Origin of the sequence: Clostridium sp. D43t1_170807_H7, assembly GCF_015555905.1 — a bacterium.
Lineage (GTDB): Bacteria > Bacillota > Clostridia > Clostridiales > Clostridiaceae > Clostridium.
On the sequence record NZ_JADNLK010000012.1, the window covers coordinates 93722 to 116764 of the forward strand.

A 23043-nucleotide genomic window follows, 5' to 3' on the forward strand; every position below is an offset into this window, starting at 1 on the left:
TAAATATAAGAAGTTTAGTTTTAAGGAGAAAATTATGGTTTTAGTTTTTGGTGGAGCATATAATGGGAAACTAGATTTTGTTAAAGAGACATTTAATATTAATAAAGACGATATATTTTACTGTGGTGAAGATGAAATAGATTTTTCAAAAAAAGTTATCTGTGGACTTCATAAATTTACATATAATAATATATTAAAAGATACAAATTCACTTGAGTATATAAAGGAAAATATAAATCTATTTAAAGATAAAATAATAATTTCAGATGAGATTTCAAGTGGAATAGTTCCTTTAAAAAAAGAGGATAGAATGTGGAGAGAAGAAACAGGAAGATGTCTTCAGTACTTATCAAAAGAATCTTCCTGTGTGTATAGAATATTTTGTGGTATACCAACAATAATTAAAGGTTAAGTATAAGTTTATAGAACTAAGTTTAATCAACAATATTATTTGTTGGTTTTTCTTTTTTTAGTGATTTCCATACTGTAAGCATCATAGTAGTAAAGCTGGCAATTCCGCATATGAAGTTAGAAATTGGTTCAGCTAAGAATACACCATAAACACCTAAGTTAAATAAGTTAGGCAAAATTAATGTAACAGGTATTACAATTATTACTTTACGAAGTAATGAAAAGAAGATTGATTGTTTAGGTCTTTTTAAAGCCACAAAGGTTGCTTGACCTGCAAATTGCAATGCCATCATGAAAAATCCAAAGAAATATATATTTAATGATGGAATTCCTTTAGAAATTAACTCTGGATCATTATTAAAGATATTAATAAAGAATTTTGGAATTAACATGATAGCAAGCCACATTAAAGTTGTATAAATTATACATGTTATGTACATAAATTTAATTCCCTTTTTTACTCGAGAATATTTTTTAGCACCATAATTAAAACCAAGTATAGGTTGAGCTCCATTAACTAATCCGGAAACAGGCATTGTAATAACTTCACGAATGGAACTAATAACTGTCATTATACCAACATAAAGATCTCCACCAAATGTTTGAAGTGTTGAATTACATACAATTTGAACAGCTCCATTTGTAATTGACATTATAAATCCTGACATGCCTAGTGAAGTTATTTCTTTTACTAAAGATATATCTAATTTTATGTTAGATACTTTAAGTTTTAAAATAGCCTTTTTACTAGTAAGAAATTTAAGTACCCAAATAGTAGATAATAATTGAGATATAACTGTAGCAAGGGCCGCGCCAGTAACTCCCATATTAAATACAAATATAAATAATGGATCTAATAATAAATTAGTTATTGCTCCAAGTAAAACAGTCATCATTCCTATACGCCCAAATCCTTGAGAGTTTATAAAACTATTCATTCCTAAACTTATGCATACAAAAATACTACCAAGTAAATAAATTGTTAAATAGCTATTAGCATAAGGAAAAGTATTTTTGCTTGCTCCAAAAAGATAAAGAAGTGGTTCTTTAAAAACTAAAAATAAAATAGTTAATACTACACCAGAAATGATAAGCATAAAAAAAGAATTTCCCATTATTTTTTCAGCTTTTTCATAATCACCTTTACCTCTTGCAATAGAGCATAGAGAGGCACCACCCATTCCAAATAAATTAGCAAGGGCTAAAATCATTGTTATTATAGGAAAAGTAAGACCAATTCCTGTTAAGGCTAGAGTTGATGCATTTGGAATATGTCCTATGTACATACGGTCAATAACATTATATAAAACATTAATAAGTTGAGCTAAGGTCATTGGAATAGCTAAACTAAGTATGTTAGCAGATATGCTTCCTTGTGCAAAGTTGTTTTTGTTATTCATAGATTATTACTCCTTGTTTTTTTTACGACTTTTTATAATACCTTAAAAAGTATAGTAAGTAAATTGGAAGAATATTATGACAATACTATAGGGTTTAGAAAAATATAAATTAAGTTAGGTAATATAATAAGAAATATATAATAATTAATAAAAAGTTAGTTGTAGAAAAAACTTAAAAGTGATATTCTCGTAAGAGATAATTATAAGGAGAAAATAAAGTTATGGAAAAGTTGGTGCTATATTTAATAAGGCATGGCAAAACAGAAGCAAATGAAAAACATCTTTACTGTGGAAAGAGTGATATAAATTTAAGTGAAAATGGAATAAGGGAACTAAATGATATTAAAAATACAATAAAGTATCCAGAATGTAATAGTTTTTTTACTAGTGGAGCAAAAAGAGCAAATGAAACATTAGAAATTCTGTATCCTAAAAAATCATACAGTGAAATTAATGAGTTTTGGGAATATGATTTTGGTGATTTTGAAATGAAAAGCTATGAGATGCTTAAAGAAAATAAAGAATATATTAAATGGATTACTGATAAAGAGGGACAAGTATTATGTCCTAATGGAGAAAGTAAAGATCAATATAGTAAAAGAATAAAAAAAGCATTTAATATGTTTGTAGAAAAGTGTTATGAAGAAAATATAAATTCAGCAGTTTTAGTTTGTCATGGAGGAACAATAGGTACTATATTAGAAAGTTTTTATGACAGTAGTAAAAGTTTTTATGAACATCAACCATCATGTGGAAGAGGATATACTTTAACTTTAGATAAAAAGGATAATAAATTTAAAATTGTAAGTATAGATAATATTTAATTGATAGAAAGGTTAGAACAATGATAGAAACAATATTAGGTTTTTTATTGGATTTAATAATTGGAGATCCACAAAATCCAATTCATCCAATTAGAATAATAGGATCTTTATGCAAGGTAACCGAAAAGTTTTTTAGGAAAGTATTAAAGAAATCATTAAAAATAGCAGGTTTATTAACTTGGATAACAGTAGTGATAATTGTATTTTTATTTAATTATTTTTTATTAAAAGGGGCATATGCAATTAATAATGTTTTAGGAATAATATTATCAGCTATAATGATTTATTTTTGTATATCAACAAAGGCCCTTAAAGTTGAAGGTTTAAAAGTTGTTAAATATGTAATACAAGATGATATTGAGGGAGCAAGAAAGCAGTTATCATATATAGTTGGAAGAGACACTAAAAACTTAGATAAAGAGGCCATATTGAAGGCTGTTGTAGAAACAGTAGCCGAAAATATGTCTGATGGAGTTATTGCTCCACTTTTTTATGTTGGAATTGGGGGAGCTCCATTAGCTTTCTTATATAAAGCTGTAAATACAATGGATTCAATGTTTGGATATAAAAATGATAAATATATTGAATTTGGATATTTTCCAGCAAAATTAGATGATGTATTTAATTACATTCCAGCAAGATTAAGTGGATATTTCATAGTAATAGTATCTTTTATTTTAGGGTTAGATTATAAAAATAGCTTTAAAATTTATAAAAGAGATAAAAATAATCATAGTAGTCCTAATAGTGCTCATCCGGAAGCAGCTGTAGCAGGAGCATTAAATGTTCAATTAGGTGGTGCAAACTATTATTTTGGAAAGCTTGTAGAGAAGCCAACTATAGGTGATGATATAGAAAAAATAGATGTTGATAAAGTAAATAAAACAAATAATATATTATATTGTAGTGCTATTTTAGGATGTGCTATGGCGTTATTTATTAATAGAATTATAAGTAATATTATATTTTAAGGAGGAGATACTTTGGCTGTTCATGGAGGAAATACCGAGGAAATTGCAAGAAAATATAATTTTGATTCCAGAGAAATAATAGACTTTTCAGCTAATATAAATCCAGTAGGATTAAATGAAAATGTTAAAGCTGCTATGATAAATGCAATTGATAAAGTAGTTAAATATCCAGATATAACTTATTTTGATTTAAAAAATTCTATTGGAGAATTTGAAAAAATAGATATAAGTAATATTACATTGGGGAATGGTGCGGCAGAAGTAATATTTAATATTGTACGAGCTTTAAAGCCACGAAAGGCATTATTGCCAGCACCAACTTTCTCAGAGTATGAAGAAGCAATTATAAGTGTTAATGGTGAAATAGAATATTACAAACTAAAAGAATCTAATGATTTTAATTTAGACAATGAATTTATTAATAGAATAAAAGATGATATAGATGTAATCTTTATTTGCAATCCTAACAACCCAACTGGTTGTCTAACTACAAAAGAATTTATAAGAAAAGTACTGAATAAATCATTAATTACCAATACAACAGTAGTGATAGATGAATCATTTTTAGATTTTATAAAACCAAATGAACTTTATTTAAGCAATGACTTATTAATGGATTATAAAAATCTTATAATTGTAAAATCATTGACTAAATTTTTTGCCATTCCTGGAGCAAGAATAGGTTATGGATTGTGTTCAAATAATGAAATAATAAATGAGATTAATAAAGTTATAGTGCCTTGGAGTGTTAATATAATAGCCTCTGAGGGAATTATTCAAGGGTTAAAAGAAAAAGATTATATTGAAAAAAGTATATCATATGTAAAAAATGAGAAAGAATATTTATATAGTGCTTTAAAAGAAATTAATAGTTTAAAAGTTTTTGAACCAAGTGTAAATTTTATTATGTTTAAATTATTAATAGATTTAGATTTAAAAAGTGAGCTTATAAAACGAAAAATATTAATTAGAAGTTGTGATAATTATATTGGACTAAATAGTAGTTTCTATAGAGTAGCGGTAAGAACTAGGGAAGAAAATAATAAATTAATTAGTGAACTAAAAAATGTCCTGTTTGACAAATAAAGTACATAATTATATAATGGGTATGAATTTAAACTATAATAGGTGTTTATAATCTTAATAGGGAATTAGGTTAAAATCCTAAGCTACCCCAGTAACCGTAAAACTGACGAAATTCATTTAATTTGCCACTGCATAATGATTGCGGGAAGGTATGAAAAGTAGGATGAAGTTAAGCCGGGAGACCTGCCTACTATGATGAAAATATTATCTTCTGAGGGTGAGATAATAGATACGAATAATAGATAATGGGGTTAATATACTTTACTTATATGAATTTTAAATATTTGGAATTTATCTTAACAAGCTAAAATGTTAAGCTTATTTTCTGAACATCTATTTTAAAAGAGATATTAATTAGGAAATTATCAAAAATTATTATGTATTTTAGAGCGCTCTCATAAATGAAGCGCTCTTTTTAGTTAGAGATATAATTTATTAAATAATTAGTATAAAAGAAAAATATATAAAATTTAATTTTATACTACTAACTAAATTAATACCCCTCTAAGATGGAAATTTAGGAGGAACTATAATGCAAAACATGAAAAAGGTTTTATCATTAGTAGCTACTTTTGTAATGGCTATGATGATATTTGTAGGATGTTCAAGCAAGCCTACAACAATGAAAGATAGGGAAGGAAATGAGTTTAATGTTCCTAAGGAAGTAAATACTATAATATCTACTGCACCATCTAATACTGAGGTATTAGTAGCTTTAGGTTTAGCTGATAAATTAGTAGCAGTAGATAAATATTCAGCTGATGTTGAAGGTGTAAGTGAAGATATACCTAAAATAGATTTTAGAAATCCAGATGCAGAAGCTATTATAGCTTTAAATCCAGATATAGTTATTGCATCAGGACATAATAAAGCGGGGGATGAAGATCCATTTGCTTTAATAAAAGAAGCTGGAATTCCAGTTGCATATATTCCAAGTAGTTATAGTATTGATGGAATATATGGAGATATTGAATTTATTGCAAATTTAACTGGAACAGAAAAAGAAGGAGAAGAGTTAATAAACTCAATGAAAGAAGACGTAGAGTCTATAAAAGCTATAGGTGATACTATAACAGATAAGAAAAGTGTTTATTTTGAAATTGGAGCAGGTTCAGGACTTTATACATTTGGAAATGAAACATTCTTAAATGAGATGATAGAAACTATTGGAGCAACTAATATCTTTGGAGATGAAAGCTCATGGATAACAGTAACACCAGAAGCTGTTATAGATGCTAATCCAGATGTTATTTTAGCAAATTCTCCAGGAACAAATGAAGCTGGTTTAACTGCTGTTGAAGATATAGTAAGCAGAGAAGGTTGGGACACAGTAACTGCTGTAAAAAATGGTGATGTATATCAAATTGATAAAAACTCTTCTTCAAGAGGATCTCAAAATATAATAAAGGCATTAAAGGAAATGGCTAAGGCTGTTTATCCAGATGAATATAAAGACTTCTAAAAATAAAATATTATTAATATTATCAATTCCATTGGTATTATTAGCTATATGTATTGGAACTTCCAGTGGGAGTTCCAATATTAGCATATTTGATACTTTTTCTATTTTAGCTAATAAGTTTTTTAGTGTCCCTTTACTAGATGGAATTGATCCAAAGCAAGTAACGATTATATGGAATTTAAGATTACCTAGAGTTTTACTTGCATTTATGGTTGGGGGATCTCTTGCAGCTAGTGGTGCTATAGTACAATCAGTTTTGAAAAATCAATTAGCATCACCATATACATTAGGATTATCATCTGGTGCATCATTAGGTGTAGGAATTATTATCGTAACAGGAGTATCAATCCCTTTCTTAGGAAGATTAACTCTGCCAATAGTTGGATTTGTTTGTAGTCTAATTACTATGATAATAGTATTGAAATTTTCAGAAAAGGTTGATAAGGGATTCTCTAATACAACAATAATATTAGCAGGTATGGTATTATCACTATTTTTTAGTGCTACATTAACTACTATTTCAGCCTTGGCCTCAGATAAAATGCAAAGTATAACAATGTGGTCAATGGGATCATTTTCTATGAGAGGATGGAGTTATGTAAAAGCAGGATTACCATTTTTTATTATAGGTATTCTAGGTGTATCTTTTTATTTTAAAGAAATGGATGTATTAACTTTTGGTGAAGATGAAGCAAAAGCTATTGGAGTAGATACAAATAAAGTTAAAAGAAGATTATTTTTATTTGTAGCAGTGCTTACAGGAAGTGCTGTTGCTCTTAGTGGAACTATAGGATTTATAGATTTAATTGCTCCGCATGTTGTTAGGAAAATATTTGGATCAAAGCATGCTTACGTTATACCAATGTCAGTGGTATTAGGTGGTTGTATGATGATAATTACTGATTTAATATCAAGAACAATAGTAGCACCATCAGAATTACCAGTTGGAGCAATAACAGCGTTAATTGGTGGACCATTTTTTGCTTATATATATTTTAAAAAGTCAAAGTAGGAGATGTTTTAATGCTAGAAATAAAGGAAGTTAGATGTGGATATGACAATAAAGAAATTGTTAAAGGTGTAAGCTTTACTATTGAACGTGGAAATAATCTTTGTATAGTTGGACCTAACGGATGTGGCAAAAGCACTCTTTTAAAATCCATTGCTAATTTGTTAGATTATAAGGGAAATATTACACTTGATTCAAGGGAAATTAGTAAATTAAATAGAAAAGATTTAGCAAAGAATGTTGCATTAATGACGCAAGCTAGTAATATATATTTCCCATATACAGTTTATGAAACAGTAGCTTTAGGAAGATATGCACATTTAAAAGGAGTATTTTCAAGAATAAATAAAGAAGATGATGAAATAATTCTTAAAAGTATAGCTAATGTAGGTTTAATAGATATTAAAGATAAATTAATAAGTGAATTATCAGGAGGGCAATTACAAAGAGTATATTTAGCTAGGGCCTTTGCACAGGATCCAGATGTAATTCTTTTAGATGAACCTACAAATCACTTAGATTTAAAATGTCAAATAGAAATATTAGATTATCTAAATAAATGGACTAAAGAAAATAATAAAATTGTTGTTGCTGTATTACATGATTTAAATTTAGTTCAAACTTTTGGGGAAAAGGTAGTAATGATGAATAATGGTAAAATCATTAGTTCAGGATCTCCTAAAGAAGTATTAAGTGGAGAAAAGTTGAAAGAAGTTTATGGAATAGATGTAAAAGGCTTCATGATTGATGCTTTAGAAAAGTGGAAGTAGTTATTTATAATATTAATAAGGGATAGTATTCTTATGAAGAAGTTTGTAATGTCATATAGCTGTGGAAAAGATAGTACTTTAGCATTATACAGAATGATAAGGAATGGAGATACTCCAGCATCTTTACTTGTAACAGTAAATAAAGAAGAAAATAGATCTTGGTTTCACGGAATTCCTGAAAATTTAATAAAAGAAGTATCTAAATCATTAGATATACCTTTAATATTAGTAGAAACTAAAGGTAATGATTACGAAAGTAAATTTACTGAAGCATTAATTAAGGCAAAAGATAGCTTAGGAATTCATTCATGTGTATTTGGAGATATAGATTTAGAAGCACATAGAGAATGGTGTACTGCAAGATGTAATGAAGCAGGAATAGAAGCAAACTTTCCTTTATGGCAAGAAAATAGAGAAGAGTTAGTTTATGAATTTATAGATAGTGGTTTTAAAACAGTAATAAAAAATGTAAAGCTTGAATGTATGGGAGAAGATTTCTTAGGAAAAGTTTTAACAAGAGAAGTAGTTAAAGATATAAAAGAAACAGGATCAGATGCTTGTGGAGAAAATGGTGAGTATCACACATTTGTATATGATGGCCCAATATTTAAATATCCAATTAAATTTCAACACTTGAATATTATTAAAAATGAAACCCATGGTTTCTTAGATGTAAAGGAAAGTAAAAATGAATAAGATAATGGTTTTAGGCACAGCTTCAGGTGTAGGTAAAAGTACAGTAGCAACAGCATTATGTAGGTATTATAAGAATAAAGGTTTTAAGGTAGCACCATTTAAAGCATTAAATATATCATTAAACTCTTATGTAACTGAAGATGGATTAGAAATGGGAAGGGCACAAGTTGTACAAGCAGAGGCCTGTGAGTTAAAGCCTATGGCATATATGAATCCTATATTATTAAAACCTAGTGGAAATAATAAAACACAAGTCATTGTTAATGGAAAAGTTCATTGCACTATGGATGCTTATAAATATAAAGAGTTAAATAAAGAGCTAAAAGAAATTGTTAAAGAGACCTTTGATAGCTTTTCAAAAGATTATGAAGTTATGATATTAGAAGGGTCAGGCAGTTGTGCTGAAATTAATTTAAGAGAAACTGATATAGCAAATATGTCAATGGCAAAAGCAGCAGATGCAGATGTAATATTAGTTGCAGATATAGATAGAGGAGGAGTTTTTGCATCAGTTTTAGGTACTTTAATGCTTTTAAATGAGGATGAAAGAGCTAGAGTAAAAGGTGTTATTATAAATAAATTCAGAGGAAATGTAGATTATTTTAAGGATGCAATGAAGCAGTTAGAAGATATTATAAAAGTACCAGTCCTTGGAGTATTACCTTATTTTGAATTAGATATAGAAGATGAGGATAGTGTAACTGAAAGAATAAAAAATAAAGATATAACAGGATTAGATATAGCAATAATAAGATTACCTCATATGTCAAATTTTACTGACTTTAATAATCTAGAAAGATTGAATGATGTTACTATAAGATATGTAAATAATGTTGAGGATATAAATAAGCCAGATTTAATAATAATACCAGGAACTAAAAATACTATAAATGATTTAAGATTTATAAAGGAAAATGGAATTTTTGATAGAATAAAAGCTCTGGAAAAAGAGGGAGTAATTATACTTGGGATTTGTGGTGGATATCAAATGCTTGGTAGAAATATAAGTGATTTAAAAGGGATTGAAGGGGAAGTTACTTCAGAAATGGGATTTAATCTTCTTGATATAGAAACTATTTTTAATGAGGAAAAAAGAACGAAACAAGTTAATGGTATTATTAAAAATGCTTGTAATATATTTAAATCTTGTATTGGAGTTAATGTTAAAGGTTATGAGATTCATAATGGTGTTACAAAAGTTAAAGATGAAGATTCAGTTTTCATAAAAGGTGAAAATGATGAAGTTCTAGGTGTTTATAATAAGGAAAAGAATGTTTTAGGAACTTATTTACATGGGATATTTGATGACAAAGATTTTTTATTGAATTTTATTAATGATATTAGAGAAACTAAAGGGTTAAAGGTTATAGAAAAGGAATTGTTAGATTATAGAGTTTATAAATTAAATCAGTATGATGAATTAGCTAAGATATTTGAAGAAAATATTAATATAAGAAGAGTAATAAATATATAGTTACTTAGTAGTTTTAATTTTTTATATAAAGGATATTTAAATTAAGAAGTAGTAAAAATAAATTAAGCTACTTCTTTTTATTTATGAAATATACAATAAAAGAAATTTTGTTAACGATTTCACCAATAAAAAACATAAAAAATATTAAATTAAAATATAAACGTTACTAAAAAAGTAAAAATTGTAAAAATATTCAATTGAATTGAATTTGATTCAAAAATAATATACAATAATTCTGTAAAGGAAATAAATGTAAATAAAAATATTTTTTAATGCTTGTAAGAAACGGTTCCGATAACTGTTCCAGAAGTTTGTTGATATATAAATATTTTTACAAATATTTTATATAGTAAAGTTTATTTTAAGGGAGAGGGAATTTATGAAAATTAAAAAACTATTAGCCATTGCTCTTGCAACAACACTAGTGGCAAGTGCATTTGTAGGATGTGGAAGTAAAGAAAATGGTGATGGTGCTACAAGTACTTCTGCTAATGAAACTACAGAAACAGAAATTTATTTTTTAAATTTTAAACCTGAAATTGCAGATGTATATAAGAAGATTGCTGAAGATTATGAATCTGAAACTGGTGTAAAAGTGAAAGTTGAAACTGCAGCAAGTGGTACTTATGAACAAACATTAAAATCAGAAATAGCAAAGAAAGATGCTCCAACAATATTCCAAATTAATGGACCAGTTGGATATGAATCATGGAAAGATTATTGTCTGGATTTAAAAGATACAGATCTTTACAATCATTTACTTGATAAAAGCTTAGCAGTTACAAGTGGTGATGGAGTATATGGTATACCTTACGCTGTTGAAGGATATGGAATTATATATAATGATGAAATAATGCAAAAATATTTTGCACTAGAAAATAAAGCAACAGACGTTGAATCCATGGATGATATCAATAATTTTGATAAATTAAAGGCTGTAGTTGAGGATATGCAAGATAATAAAGATAAGCTTGGAATTGAAGGTGTATTTGCATCAACATCAATGGCTGCAGGTAATGCATGGAGATGGGAAACACATTTAGCAAACTTACCATTATATTATGAATTTAAAGATAACGCAGGGGAAAGTGGAGACGTTCTTCAAGCAGGTTTAGATGCAAATGAAATTGAATTCAAATATAATAAAAACTTCAAAAATATATATGACTTATATACTGATAATTCTGTTTCAGAAAAAGGTGTTTTAGGAAATAAGAGTGTTGATGATTCAATGGCAGAATTTGCTTTAGGTGATTGTGCTATGGTTCAAAATGGTAACTGGGCTTGGTCACAAATTAACGGTATAGATGGTAACACTGTTAAAGAGGAAAATATTAAATTCCTACCAATATATACAGGTATAGCTGGTGAAGAAAATCAAGGACTTTGCATTGGTACAGAGAACTATTTAGCTATTAATAGTCAAGTTTCTGAAGAAAAGCAACAAGCTTCTATTGATTTTATAAACTGGTTATTTACAAGTGATACAGGAAAAGGTTATGTTAGTGGAGATTTAGGATTTATTGCTCCATTTGATACATTTAATGATGATGAAAAGCCTGCAGATCCATTATCAAAAGAAGTTATAAACTGGATGGAAAAGGAAAATTTACAAACAGTTAAATGGACATTCCAAGCATTCCCAAGCCAAAACTTTAAAGATACTTTTGCTGGTGCTTTACTTGAATATGTTCAAGGTACTCAAGATTGGGATTATGTTGTACAAACTGTAAAGGATTCTTGGAAGGCTGAAAAGGCCGAATAATATTTAAATAAAGGCGGCATATGAATATGTGCTGCCTTTAATATTAAATATATTAGGCTATAGACATAAAGAAAAAATGAAATAGTTAATAACATAATATAAATATAATTTTGTATGGGGGGAAGAGAATATGCAAAAGAGTATGAAAAAATATTTTTGGTTATTTGCATTACCTACATTAATAGCTTTTGCAATAGCATTTTTAGTACCATTTATAATGGGAATATATTTATCTTTTACTAAATTTACTACTGTAACTAATGCAACATTTGTAGGATTAGATAACTATAGGAAGGCATTTTCAAGTCCAGAATTTATTAATGCTTTAATTTTTACAACTAAATTTGTTATTGTATCAGTTATAACTGTTAATGTATTTGCATTTGCATTAGCATATCTTTTAACTAGAAAATTAAAAGGTACTAACATATTTAGAACTGTATTTTTTATGCCTAATTTAATTGGAGGAATAGTTTTAGGCTATATATGGTTAATAATTTTAAATGGAATCCTTAATTATTTTGGGGTTAATTTAACATATGATCCTAAGTATGGATTTTGGGGATTAGTTATTTTACTCAACTGGCAACAAATTGGATATATGATGATTATATATATTGCAGGTATTCAAAATATACCAGGAGAGTTGATAGAAAGTGCCAAAATTGATGGAGCATCTAAATGGATGACTTTGAGAAAAATTACAATTCCACTAGTTATGCCATCAATAACTATATGTCTTTTCTTAACTATGTCAAATGCATTTAAATTATTTGACCAAAACTTAGCATTAACTGATGGGGCACCAGGTGGAAAGACAGCCATGCTTGCTTTAGATATATATAAGACATTCTATAATAAAGTAGGTTCAGAAGGAGTAGGACAGGCAAAAGCAGTAATATTCTTCTTAATAGTGGCAGTAATAATGTTACTTCAATTAAGTATTACTAGAAAGAAGGAGGTTGAAAATTAATGGAAGCAAAATTAAATACTAAAAAGGATACAGAATTAAGATATACTCCTAAAAAGAAAAATAATATATTTCTTTATATTATTTTAATAGTTTTATCAGTACTATTTTTAGCACCGATATTTATAGTATTATACAATTCATTTAAAGGTAAATTATATATAAGTAGGACACCTTTTGCTTTACCAAATTCAACAACTTTTTCAGGATTAGATAACTATATAAATGGTATAGAGAAGACAGGATTTATTTCTGCCTTTGGATTGTCTGTATTTATAACCATATGCTCAACAGCTGTAATTATTTTATTTACATCAATGACAGCTTGGTATATCACAAGGGTAAAATCAAAAGTTACAAGCTCTTTATATTACTTGTTTGTATTTTCTATGATAGTACCATTCCAAATGGTTATGTTTACAATGAGCAAAATAGCCAATATGTTAAATTTAGATAATCCTCTTGGAATTATAATAATATATCTTGGGTTCGGATCTGGACTTTCTGTATTTATGTTTAGTGGATTTGTTAAATCGATTCCTATAGATATTGAAGAAGCGGCTATGATAGATGGATGTAATCCAATACAAACATTTTTCTTAATAGTATTACCATTATTAAAACCAATATCTATTACAATAGCTATTTTAAATGTAATGTGGATATGGAATGATTATTTACTTCCTACTTTAGTTTTAGGTTCAGATTACAAAACATTACCTATGGCTGTACAATATTTACGTGGTGGATATGGTGCTGTTGATATGGGGGCTATGATGGCTGTTTTAGTTCTTGCTATTATACCAATAGTAATCTTCTATTTAGTTTGTCAAAAGCATATTATAGAAGGTATTGCAGCTGGAGCTGTAAAAGGATAAATAATAAAAAATATATCTCTATTTATTGATAAGTTAAATTTATTAATAAATAGAGATTTTTTTATTACAATAATATACTATTATAATTTATTATTTTTATTAAAAAGCAAACCTTATAGAAACTATTGCTACTATAATTATTGTAGTTAAAATAGGTATAACAACCGATGTCACAAATATATCTTTATAGCTTTGTTTATGAGTTAATCCGCAAATAGCTAAAGTTGTTATAACAGCTCCATTATGAGGTAAAGTGTCTAATCCACCTGAAGATAAAGATGCAATTCTATGAAGTATTTCCGGGGAAATAGAAAAATTTTGACTCATTTCAACAAAGGTTGGAGCAAGAGCAGATAATGTTATTCCTAATCCACCAGATGCAGAGGCTGTAAGACCACAAATTATATTTACAGAAATAGCTTCTGAAATAATTGGATTAGAAGAAATATTCATAATACTAGTTTGTATTGAGATGAAAATAGGCAATGCCTTAATTATACTACCATATCCAACTATAGCACTAGAATTTAATAAAGGAAGAAAAGAATTCTTAACTCCATCGCTAAGTGTATTATTTAAATTTTTAAGTTTTTTATAATTTAATAATATAATATAAACTATTGAGATTACTATAGATATTATTACACTCCATGTTCCAGAAACTTTATCTAGCGTAACCCCGTATTGTTCTAAATAACTTCCATCTATATGAGGATAATAAAATTTTGAAAGTGTAAAGTTAGTAATAAATATTATTAAAATAGGTATAATAGATACAATTACATTAGGTAATTTTTCATTAGAATCAATTTTATTTGTATCAGAATGATTACCATATCCCTCACCATTATCTTTTGCTTTTTTAGCTCTTTTTGTAAGCCATAGCATACCTAAAGTAAACATAATAATACTTGCTGTTATACCTATTAATGGCGCTGCAAATGTATCTGTACCAAAATAGCTCATTGGTATAACATTTTGAATTTCAGGTGAACCTGGCATAGCTGTCATTGTAAAAGTAAATGCACCTAGAGCAATAGTTCCTGGTATAAGTCTTTTAGGTATATCTGCTTCTTTAAACAAAATATTTGCTAATGGATATAATATAAAAGCGACAACAAATAAAGAGACACCCCCATATGTTAAAAGTGCTCCAGATAAAACAATTGCAAGAATTGCTTTATCCTTTCCTAGCTTTGTTGTAATAAATGATGCTATAGATTTACCATAACCAACTTCATCTATTAGTTTTGCAAAAATAGCTCCAGTTAAGAATAAAGGAAAATAGCTTTTTACAAAGTTAGCAAATCCGCTCATGTAAACTTCTGTATAATTAGCCATTAAGTGACTATTAAGACCAAGTGAAATTAAGATAGTTAATAATCCTACAATAGGAGCTGTAATTATAGTAGAATAGCCTTTATATGCAAGATACATAATAAGTGATAAAGAAAGTATTAATCCGATTAAACTTATCATTTGTTTTCTCCTTATATATAATTTACTAAATTTATTATATGTACTTAATCAAAAAAGTAGTATATAATATATATTAAACAATAACAATTATTATATAATAAAATAGATATAAGTAAAGAGTTTTATGCTTACCTATATTAAGGAGTTAGTAAAAATGGACAAAAAAGATAAAAAACAAGTAGAGATAGAAGCACCCAAAAAGATAAAATATCAATGTTTACATACTAAGGAAGCAAGAGAATGTACTTGTATAAGAAGTAAGGGATTAGTTTTAAAAAAATAATATTAAGCAATATCAGTTAGTTTATAAGGCTAATTGATGTTGCTTTTTTATTTGTAAAAATTTCAATTTAATATTGTTTCTTTGTATACTTTGTATTATAATATATAATACAAAGTATACAAAGGGGTGAAAAATAATGATTATTAATTTAGATATGACTAGCAATATTCCTATTTATGTTCAACTTAGAAATGAAATTGTTATGGGAATTGGAAGAGGAGAATTAAAAAAAGGAGAAGGGCTTCCGACAGTCAGACAAATGGCAGAAGATATAGGTGTTAATAATATGACTGTTAATAAGGCATATACGATACTAAAAAATGAAGGATATATTGAAATAGATAGAAGACATGGAGCTAAGGTTAATCCAGCCATAGATACTAGTAAGGAATTTAAGGAAAAGTTAGAAAGTGAACTAGAACTTATAATTGCTGAATCTGGTATAAAGGGAATTGTGTATAAAGAGTTTATGAAAATGTGTGAAGATATTTATAAAAATATGAATGGATTAAAAATAGCGTGGAATGAGGGGAAAAAATGACGATTTTTGGTATTATATGGTTAAGTGTACCAATAGTAATTATCTTATCAATGTATTTTAATTGTAGATATGTAGTTAATGGTAATAAGAATATTTTAATAGGAGTAACTATTCCTTTTTTAGAACTTAAAAATAAAGAAGTATTAGAAATAACAAAAAAATTTAAAAATGAAAATATAATTTTATATATAATAGAAATAATAGTATTCATTCCATCAGTTTTTTTTAAGTTTAATTCAAATCAAATTATATATTTATTTTTATGGATTGGTATAATTTTTTATATTAATAGAAGAGTATTTATAAAATATAATAAAAAATTAAGAGATTTAAAGAGAAAAAATAACTGGCTATTACCAAGTAAAAGATTAGTTACTATAGATACAGAAGTTACTAGATTAAAAGATAAGATGCCTGTATCAATTTTATGGTTTATTCCAAGTTTTATAATTTCATTAATTCCAATTGCAATAGTTTTTAATAATATAAAAGAATATGGAACAAGTTTAGGAGTTGGATCAGCTAATGCATTAATAGGAAATATAATTTTCTTTATTATGTATAAAATATATTCTAAAGGAAAGACAGATGTAATCAGTGAGGATTCAAATGCTAATATAGCATATAATACTATATTTAAAAGAACATGGACATTAGGAACTATAACTGCAGCTACAACTCAAAGTATTGGTATGTTATTTATGTTTTTACTTCTTTTAAATAACAATAATAGTATAATATTATTTATTTTATCAATAGTAGTACCAGCAACAATTATTTTTATAGGTATATTTTATATAAATAATAAAATAAGAGAAGAACAAGGTAGAATATTAAATACATGTAAGAATCCTATTTATACTGATAATGATGAGTTTTGGAGTAAAGGAGTATATAATAATCCCAATGATAGATCTGTAACAGTTGAAGATAGGACAGGCTATGGAATTACTTATAATTTAGGAACTAAAAAGGGAAGAATAATTTATTATGGATCTTTAATATTTGCTGGAATAATTATTATAGGTACTACAGTAAGTATGGTAAGGTTTGATCATGCTAAGTTTACTTTAAGTATAGATAATAATATTGTTAAAATAAACGCACCAACTTATGGAACAAAATTTGATATTGATGATATTGAAGAAGTAGCAATGCTAGATAATCTACCTTCTGGAATACGAACAAATGGAGTAGGTGCATCAACATATAATCTTGGTAACTTCAGTATTAATGGTTATGGAAAGTGTAAATTATATGTTTATTTTGAAAATAAAAATTGTATTAGTATTAAGTTAAAAGATAATAGTTATATTTTTTTCAATGATAAAAGTAATGATAAAACACTAAAGTATTATAGTGAATTAGAAAAAGTACTAGAAAAAAGCTAAGAAGTTTGTAACAATTAAACAATACTATGTAAAATATTAAATCAAAAACGTATTGTAAGTACTATACAAATCTTATAAGTTAATTCAAGTTGATCTTGAGAAATATCTTCTATACTTTCTTGAGGAAATTGAACACCAGCATTATTTATTAATATATCTATTTTTCCAAAATCCTTAACAACACAATCAACTAAACTTTTGCAAAAAGATTTACAAGAAATATCACCCATATATAATATACATTTGCTTCCATAGCCTTCTACACAACTTTTAGTAGTCTTAGCATCTATTTCTTCATATAAGTAAGAAATAGCAACGCTAGCTCCTTCTTTAGCAAAGGCTATTGCAATAGCCCTACCAATTCCGCTATCGCCACCTGTTATTAGAGCAACCTTACCTTTTAGTTTTTCACTACCTCTATAGCAAGGATTATCAAATATTGGTTTAGGACTCATTTCAGCTTCAATTCCAGGTTGAATATCCTGGTGTTGAGCCGGAAATTTCTTGGGAAGTTTATCATAGTCTATACAATCATAATTTATATTATTCATAAAATCTCCTATGAAATTTATACAATTCTAAAATATGAATTGAGTATTTCATATGTGAAAGATATAGAAAGTGAAAATCAGATAATGTTACTATATAATAGAACTTTATTATTTATGGAAATAATTAAATAGATTTTTTATAAATAAAAAACAGTAGCAACTATTGATAGGATGCTACTAGTTTTTTAAATACTATCTGTCGAAATAACTAAAGTTGTAATATGGTGTAAAATATATTGCAGTATGTTTTACATCATATTGTATTATGTACACTTTTTTTAGTTTTATACAATAAAAGTACTTTTATCGATCCATTTATATTCAGGTTTTAATTCTTTTATGTCGTCTGCAAGCTTAAATAATGCTAAATCCTTTTCCTTGCATTCAAGCATTATATCAATATCAGTATTAAGAAGTTTAATATTTTCTAAAAAGGTTATAAAATCATTTGCATTAATAAAATCAGAATGTTTCCTATCTTTTTCACCGTCTCTAGGAGAGGAAAAATGAAGTTTAGGAGGAAGCTGTTGATTTTCCCATGTAAGAAATATTTTAGGTATTAATTCATAAATATTTTCACCATTATTATTACAATTATGATGATGAATATCTAAAACCATAGGTAAATTTAATTCATTGCATAACTTTAGTGTTTCTTGGGCTGTATATGTCTTATCATCATTTTCAATAATAATCTTTGACTTTACCTCAGTTGGAAAAGTAGTAAAATTGGTGATAAATCTTTCTAAACCAGCGTCTTTTCCATTTGTAGCACCGCCAACATGGATTACCATTTTTCCTAAGTCATATTTAAAATCTTCAAACCATTCAGCCTGCTTTAATAGATTTATTTTAGTATTTTCAACGACTTTAGGATTAATGCTATTAATTACATTAAATTCATCAGGATGAGTATCTACTCTCATTTTAGAATCATTTATTAATTTTCCTACATATTCAAAATCCTTTTTTAAAAATTCTCTATGTCCCCAATAACCAACTTCAGGATGAGTAACTAGGGGAATTAAAGCAGAAGTAATTCTATAAAAATGAATATTATTTTCTATATTATATCTAATTATAGTTTCTAAATCTCTTAAGTTAGAAGCAGCTACAGATTTTAGTTTTTCTAATTTTTTATTAGGAAGAGTAATTTTATTATAATTTGTAAAAGTTACAGTGCTAGAAGAAGTAACTTTTTTACCAAGAGCTTTAGAAATAGCTACATATCCAAGTCTTACCCTCATAATTTTCCTCCAATCATACAGATAATTAATAATACTAGTTTATTATGTGCATAATAAATTGGTCATATGTTTTATATTTAATCATAAATATTTAAATGTAATATTTACTGAAATATCTACATAGTAGTTAAAAGTAATAAAATATTACAGATAATCCATAATAAATTTAATAAAAGAACAATCAAAATTCGTAATAATGTTGTATAATAATATTGTCGGGATTATAGAGTATTTTAAAATTCTGACGAGGGGAGAAATCTTATGCTAGTAAACACACATTTAGCCATAGGCTCATATTGTTATAATTTGTGCAATGAAAAATATAATTTAAGTTTAAATAAAAAAAGGTTTTTAGCAGGGTGTGTAGAGCCAGATTTACACAAGAGAGGAAATAAGATTAAACACACATATAGTGTTTCTAAAGATAAAATGCTTGAATATAAAGAATACATTGAAAATAATGATTTAGATATTAACGAAGTATCATTTATCATAGGTAAAATAGCTCATTATATTGCAGATTGTTTTTGTAAATATCACTTAGAAGAATATTATGGTAAAGATATGAAAAATCATTTTGTATATGAATTTACCTTGCATTTAATACTAAGAAAGACTTTGAAAAAAAATAAAGATATTTTTGAAAATATTTTAGATAATATAGATGACTCTGTAGATTATCTTGAAGAATTAAAGAGAAATAGGCAAGAGTATTTAAGTTTAGAAGAAGATTGTGTAAATGATATATTCTATACAATAAAGACAACTTGTCAGCTTTTATATTTGACAGAAAAATATTTTGTTAAAGCATTTGAATCATATATTTAATTGAGAAAGATTTACGCAGTAATAGTAAGATATAGATTACTATTACTGCGTTTTTTATTATAAGGAAATCTTAAATGGTAATTATAGATAGTCGTGATATAATTTAAATATAAATTTATTTATTGTTTATAGAAAAAGGTGATTATATGAAAAAAACAATAGGGGTATTAGCTCATGTAGATGCTGGAAAAACAACTTTTTCTGAACAAATTCTTTATCATACTAATGCAATTAGAAGTAGAGGAAGAGTAGATCATAAAAATTCCTTTTTAGATAGTCATGATATAGAAAAGGAAAGAGGAATTACAGTATTTTCAGATCAAGCGGTATTTGAAATAGAAAAATCAAAATATTATTTAGTAGATACACCAGGACATATAGATTTTTCTTGTGAAATGGAAAGAAGCATAAGTATTATGGATTATGCAATTATAGTCATAAGTGCGGTAGAAGGTGTACAATCTCATACAGAAACAGTATGGAGATTACTTAAAAAATATAATGTTCCTACATTTTTCTTTATTAATAAGTTAGATAGGACTGGAGCAAATTTAGATAATGCAATTAATGAAATAAAGACAGATTTAACTAAAGATGTTTGCTATATAGAAAATATTAGAGATATTAAAGATGATGTAATAGAATTTATAGCTGAAAGAGATGAAGAGTTATTAGAAAAGTATTTTAATGGAGAATATAATAATGATTTATGGATTAATAAATTAAGAATTTTAATTAAACAAATGAATATATTTCCATGTTTTTCAGGATCAGCGCTTCAAGATCAAGGAATAACTGAGTTTTTAGATTCTTTAGAAGAGTTAACAGTTACTAATTACAATGAAAATGACGAATTTTCAGGAGTTGTATATAAGATACGACATGACAATAATGGAACAAGAATTACATTTATTAAAGCTTTAAGTGGGATACTAAAGGTTAGAGATGAAATAAATAGTAGTAGTTCAAAAGAAAAAATAAGCACTATAAGAGTCTATAATGGAAGTAAGTTTTCTACAGTAGATAAAGCTGTGGCCGGTGATGTTTTTGCAGTAACAGGTCTTACAAGCTTAAATGTAGGTGAGGGAGTTGGAGTATTAAGGCAAAAATTAAAATTTAATATGATTCCAACTTTAATGTCTAGTGTGATTTTTGATAAAACATGTAATGTAAAAGAAGTGTTAGGATATTTTAAAATGTTGGAAGCTGAAGATCCTGCCCTAAATGTTATTTGGAATGAAACTCTTCAAGAAATACATGTTCATATTATGGGAAAGATACAATTAGAAGTATTAAAGGAAGTTATATTAGAAAGATTTAATTTTAATGTAGACTTTGGACCATGTGAAATAATATATAAAGAAACTATAAATGATACAGTTAATGGATATGGACATTTTGAACCATTAAAACATTACGCTGAAGTACATTTAAAGTTAGAAAGTATTCCTAGAGGTTCTGGAATTGTTTTTGAAAATAAATGTCATGCGGATAATCTAACTACTGGGCATCAAAATTTGATAAAAACTCATTTATTTGAAAGAAAACATCATGGAATATTAACAGGTTCAGAAATTACAGATATTAAAGTTACTCTTTTAACTGGTAGGGCACATAATAAACATACAGAGGGTGGCGATTTTAGAGAGGCAACTTTTAGAGCTTTAAGGCAAGGATTAGAAAAAGCAGATAATATATTATTGGAGCCATTTTATAAATTTTCTATTGATGTAGAGTTAGACTATATTGGAAGAGTCCTATCAGATATTCAAAGGCTTTGTGGTAATTTTAATCCACCGGAGACTAGTTTAAATAAAGTTAGAATAACAGGAAGAGGACCAGTGGCAACTTTTATGAATTACAGTATTGAACTTATTGCATTTACTAAGGGGAAAGGAAATATAAATTTGATATTTGATGGATATGATGTATGTCATAATAGGGAAGAAGTTCTTAAAAAAAGAGCTTATAACAAGAATGCAGATATAGAATATTCTTCAAATTCAGTATTTTGTTCTAAAGGGCAAGGCTTTATTGTACCCTGGAATGAAGTAGAGAAGTATATGCATTGTGAAATTATAGAAGAGTAGAGGAGTATAAATGTATGATTAATAACGATAATTATATGAATTTTATAGCAGATCCTAAATTCCCAGAGGGAAATAGAGATGAGGATTTATATTTTTTATTTCAAGATAAAATGATTTTAATTAAAGAAGATATGGGGAAAGTATTTATTCCAACATTTAAGGATGTTAAAAATTTAATTGATGGTCTTGAGATAATGTATCATTTAGGTAAAATTAATGAAATACATTGTTTTTGTGGTGAAGTAAGTTCATGTATTAAGGTGTCAGGAGAATTAAAATTTATTGCCTTAAGACAAGGAACTGCTATTATTGATAAATATATTGTGCCTGTTTGTGGAAGAGCAGCTCAAATTATTCATTTTCATAAAACTAATAAGTTTTGTGGAGTATGTGGTGGAGAAAATGATTTTGTTGGATATGAGTTTGCAATGAAGTGTAAGAAATGTGGATATATGAGTTACCCACAAGTTTGTCCTGCGATTATAGTAGGAATAACTAAAGGTGATAAGATTTTACTAGCAAATAACAAGAATTTTCCGGAAGGGTTACATAGTAATGTAGCTGGATTTGTAGATGTAAATGAAACTTTAGAAGAATGCGTAAAACGTGAAGTGTTAGAAGAGGTAAATATAAAGGTAAAAAATATTAAATATTTTTCAAGTCAACCATGGCCATATCCTAATTCTATTATGATTGGATTCACAGCAGAGTATGAAAGTGGAGATATAAAAGTTGATGGTGAAGAGATTATTCATGCAGATTGGTATAGTAAAGATAATTTACCAATATTACCAGATAAAAATACTATTGCAAGAAAAATTATAGATGAACTTTTGAAATAAATTGCGCATTACATGGGGCGAAAAAATGAAATATTTATTTTCCGGAAACGGTGAAATTTTCGCCTAGAATTTATA

At 27.1% G+C, this 23043-nt stretch carries 21 protein-coding genes, 1 pseudogene and 1 riboswitch; of the genes and pseudogenes, 18 read left to right on the forward strand and 4 right to left on the reverse strand.

All coding sequences use genetic code 11. The features are described 5' to 3' along the window. The first annotated feature begins 34 nt into the window (after positions 1 to 34). A complete protein-coding gene (locus I2E98_RS09605; protein ID WP_195468697.1) occupies positions 35 to 412 on the forward strand; it encodes a bifunctional adenosylcobinamide kinase/adenosylcobinamide-phosphate guanylyltransferase in 378 nt (125 codons plus the stop codon). 22 nt (positions 413 to 434) lie between these two features. Here the strand turns inward: I2E98_RS09605 and I2E98_RS09610 are convergent, their stop codons facing one another. Next, positions 435 to 1811 (reverse strand): MATE family efflux transporter, encoded by a 1377-nt coding sequence (locus tag I2E98_RS09610; protein ID WP_195468698.1) that lies wholly within the window; start codon positions 1809 to 1811, stop codon positions 435 to 437. A gap of 221 nt (positions 1812 to 2032) precedes the next feature. Here I2E98_RS09610 and I2E98_RS09615 point away from each other — a divergent pair, with 221 nt between their 5' ends. From I2E98_RS09615 to I2E98_RS09665, 11 genes are all read left to right on the forward strand, one after another. Then, on the forward strand, positions 2033 to 2635 hold the full coding sequence (locus I2E98_RS09615) for a histidine phosphatase family protein (RefSeq protein WP_195468699.1): 603 nt from the start codon (positions 2033 to 2035) through the stop codon (positions 2633 to 2635). A 20-nt stretch (positions 2636 to 2655) separates the two neighbouring features. Further along, complete coding sequence (cbiB, locus tag I2E98_RS09620) at positions 2656 to 3606, forward strand: adenosylcobinamide-phosphate synthase CbiB (RefSeq protein ID WP_195468700.1); 951 nt, start codon at positions 2656 to 2658, stop codon at positions 3604 to 3606. A gap of 12 nt (positions 3607 to 3618) precedes the next feature. Then, positions 3619 to 4692: a threonine-phosphate decarboxylase CobD gene (gene cobD, locus I2E98_RS09625; RefSeq protein WP_195468701.1), complete on the forward strand. Its 1074-nt coding sequence runs from the start codon at positions 3619 to 3621 to the stop codon at positions 4690 to 4692. A 23-nt stretch (positions 4693 to 4715) separates the two neighbouring features. Further along, a riboswitch (cobalamin riboswitch) is annotated at positions 4716 to 4898 on the forward strand. 326 nt (positions 4899 to 5224) lie between these two features. Continuing rightward, on the forward strand, positions 5225 to 6154 hold the full coding sequence (locus tag I2E98_RS09630) for an ABC transporter substrate-binding protein (RefSeq protein ID WP_195468702.1): 930 nt from the start codon (positions 5225 to 5227) through the stop codon (positions 6152 to 6154). Beyond that, the gene (locus I2E98_RS09635; RefSeq protein ID WP_195468703.1) at positions 6135 to 7166 is read left to right on the forward strand and encodes an iron ABC transporter permease; all 1032 of its coding nucleotides are present in this window, start codon (positions 6135 to 6137) and stop codon (positions 7164 to 7166) included. Before I2E98_RS09630 ends, I2E98_RS09635 begins: the two co-directional genes overlap by 20 nt. A gap of 11 nt (positions 7167 to 7177) precedes the next feature. After that, positions 7178 to 7933, forward strand: coding sequence for an ABC transporter ATP-binding protein (locus I2E98_RS09640; RefSeq protein WP_195468704.1), 756 nt, complete (start codon positions 7178 to 7180; stop codon positions 7931 to 7933). A gap of 33 nt (positions 7934 to 7966) precedes the next feature. Then, positions 7967 to 8629 carry a diphthine--ammonia ligase gene (locus I2E98_RS09645; protein WP_195468705.1) on the forward strand — a complete coding sequence of 221 codons (663 nt, stop codon included), beginning with the start codon at positions 7967 to 7969 and terminating at the stop codon, positions 8627 to 8629. Next, a complete protein-coding gene (locus I2E98_RS09650; protein ID WP_195468706.1) occupies positions 8622 to 10103 on the forward strand; it encodes a cobyric acid synthase in 1482 nt (493 codons plus the stop codon). Before I2E98_RS09645 ends, I2E98_RS09650 begins: the two co-directional genes overlap by 8 nt. A gap of 379 nt (positions 10104 to 10482) precedes the next feature. Beyond that, positions 10483 to 11868 (forward strand): ABC transporter substrate-binding protein, encoded by a 1386-nt coding sequence (locus I2E98_RS09655; RefSeq protein ID WP_195468707.1) that lies wholly within the window; start codon positions 10483 to 10485, stop codon positions 11866 to 11868. 130 nt (positions 11869 to 11998) lie between these two features. Then, the gene (locus I2E98_RS09660; RefSeq protein ID WP_195468708.1) at positions 11999 to 12841 is read left to right on the forward strand and encodes a sugar ABC transporter permease; all 843 of its coding nucleotides are present in this window, start codon (positions 11999 to 12001) and stop codon (positions 12839 to 12841) included. Continuing rightward, positions 12841 to 13716, forward strand: coding sequence for a carbohydrate ABC transporter permease (locus I2E98_RS09665; protein WP_195468709.1), 876 nt, complete (start codon positions 12841 to 12843; stop codon positions 13714 to 13716). The genes I2E98_RS09660 and I2E98_RS09665 overlap by 1 nt, the downstream gene beginning before the upstream one ends. A gap of 99 nt (positions 13717 to 13815) precedes the next feature. Here the strand turns inward: I2E98_RS09665 and I2E98_RS09670 are convergent, their stop codons facing one another. Then, the gene (locus I2E98_RS09670) at positions 13816 to 15195 is read right to left on the reverse strand and encodes a GntP family permease (RefSeq protein ID WP_195468710.1); all 1380 of its coding nucleotides are present in this window, start codon (positions 15193 to 15195) and stop codon (positions 13816 to 13818) included. A gap of 154 nt (positions 15196 to 15349) precedes the next feature. Here I2E98_RS09670 and I2E98_RS16190 point away from each other — a divergent pair, with 154 nt between their 5' ends. The 3 genes from I2E98_RS16190 (at position 15350) to I2E98_RS09680 (ending at position 17410) form a co-directional block, all read left to right on the forward strand. Next, the gene (locus I2E98_RS16190; protein ID WP_279324976.1) at positions 15350 to 15478 is read left to right on the forward strand and encodes a hypothetical protein; all 129 of its coding nucleotides are present in this window, start codon (positions 15350 to 15352) and stop codon (positions 15476 to 15478) included. A gap of 136 nt (positions 15479 to 15614) precedes the next feature. Next, positions 15615 to 16019 (forward strand): GntR family transcriptional regulator, encoded by a 405-nt coding sequence (locus tag I2E98_RS09675; RefSeq protein WP_195468711.1) that lies wholly within the window; start codon positions 15615 to 15617, stop codon positions 16017 to 16019. After that, the gene (locus I2E98_RS09680; protein ID WP_195468712.1) at positions 16016 to 17410 is read left to right on the forward strand and encodes a PH domain-containing protein; all 1395 of its coding nucleotides are present in this window, start codon (positions 16016 to 16018) and stop codon (positions 17408 to 17410) included. The genes I2E98_RS09675 and I2E98_RS09680 overlap by 4 nt, the downstream gene beginning before the upstream one ends. 62 nt (positions 17411 to 17472) lie before the next feature. On the opposite strand, the pseudogene I2E98_RS09685 reads toward I2E98_RS09680, so the two are convergent. Next, positions 17473 to 17961: pseudogene (locus I2E98_RS09685) on the reverse strand (SDR family NAD(P)-dependent oxidoreductase); the annotation flags it as partial. A 284-nt stretch (positions 17962 to 18245) separates the two neighbouring features. Further along, entirely contained in the window at positions 18246 to 19208 is a 963-nt protein-coding gene (gene uvsE, locus I2E98_RS09690) for a UV DNA damage repair endonuclease UvsE (RefSeq protein ID WP_195468714.1), read from the reverse strand. 261 nt (positions 19209 to 19469) lie between these two features. Between uvsE and I2E98_RS09695 the strand changes: the two genes are divergently transcribed. The 3 genes from I2E98_RS09695 to nudC all read left to right on the forward strand — a co-directional run bounded on the left by I2E98_RS09695 (position 19470) and on the right by nudC (position 22968). Then, positions 19470 to 20036 (forward strand): zinc dependent phospholipase C family protein, encoded by a 567-nt coding sequence (locus I2E98_RS09695; RefSeq protein ID WP_195468715.1) that lies wholly within the window; start codon positions 19470 to 19472, stop codon positions 20034 to 20036. Positions 20037 to 20182: 146 nt separating this feature from the next. After that, the gene (locus I2E98_RS09700; RefSeq protein ID WP_195468716.1) at positions 20183 to 22126 is read left to right on the forward strand and encodes a TetM/TetW/TetO/TetS family tetracycline resistance ribosomal protection protein; all 1944 of its coding nucleotides are present in this window, start codon (positions 20183 to 20185) and stop codon (positions 22124 to 22126) included. A 14-nt stretch (positions 22127 to 22140) separates the two neighbouring features. Then, positions 22141 to 22968 carry an NAD(+) diphosphatase gene (gene nudC, locus I2E98_RS09705; RefSeq protein WP_195468717.1) on the forward strand — a complete coding sequence of 276 codons (828 nt, stop codon included), beginning with the start codon at positions 22141 to 22143 and terminating at the stop codon, positions 22966 to 22968. The last annotated feature ends 75 nt before the right edge of the window (positions 22969 to 23043 follow it).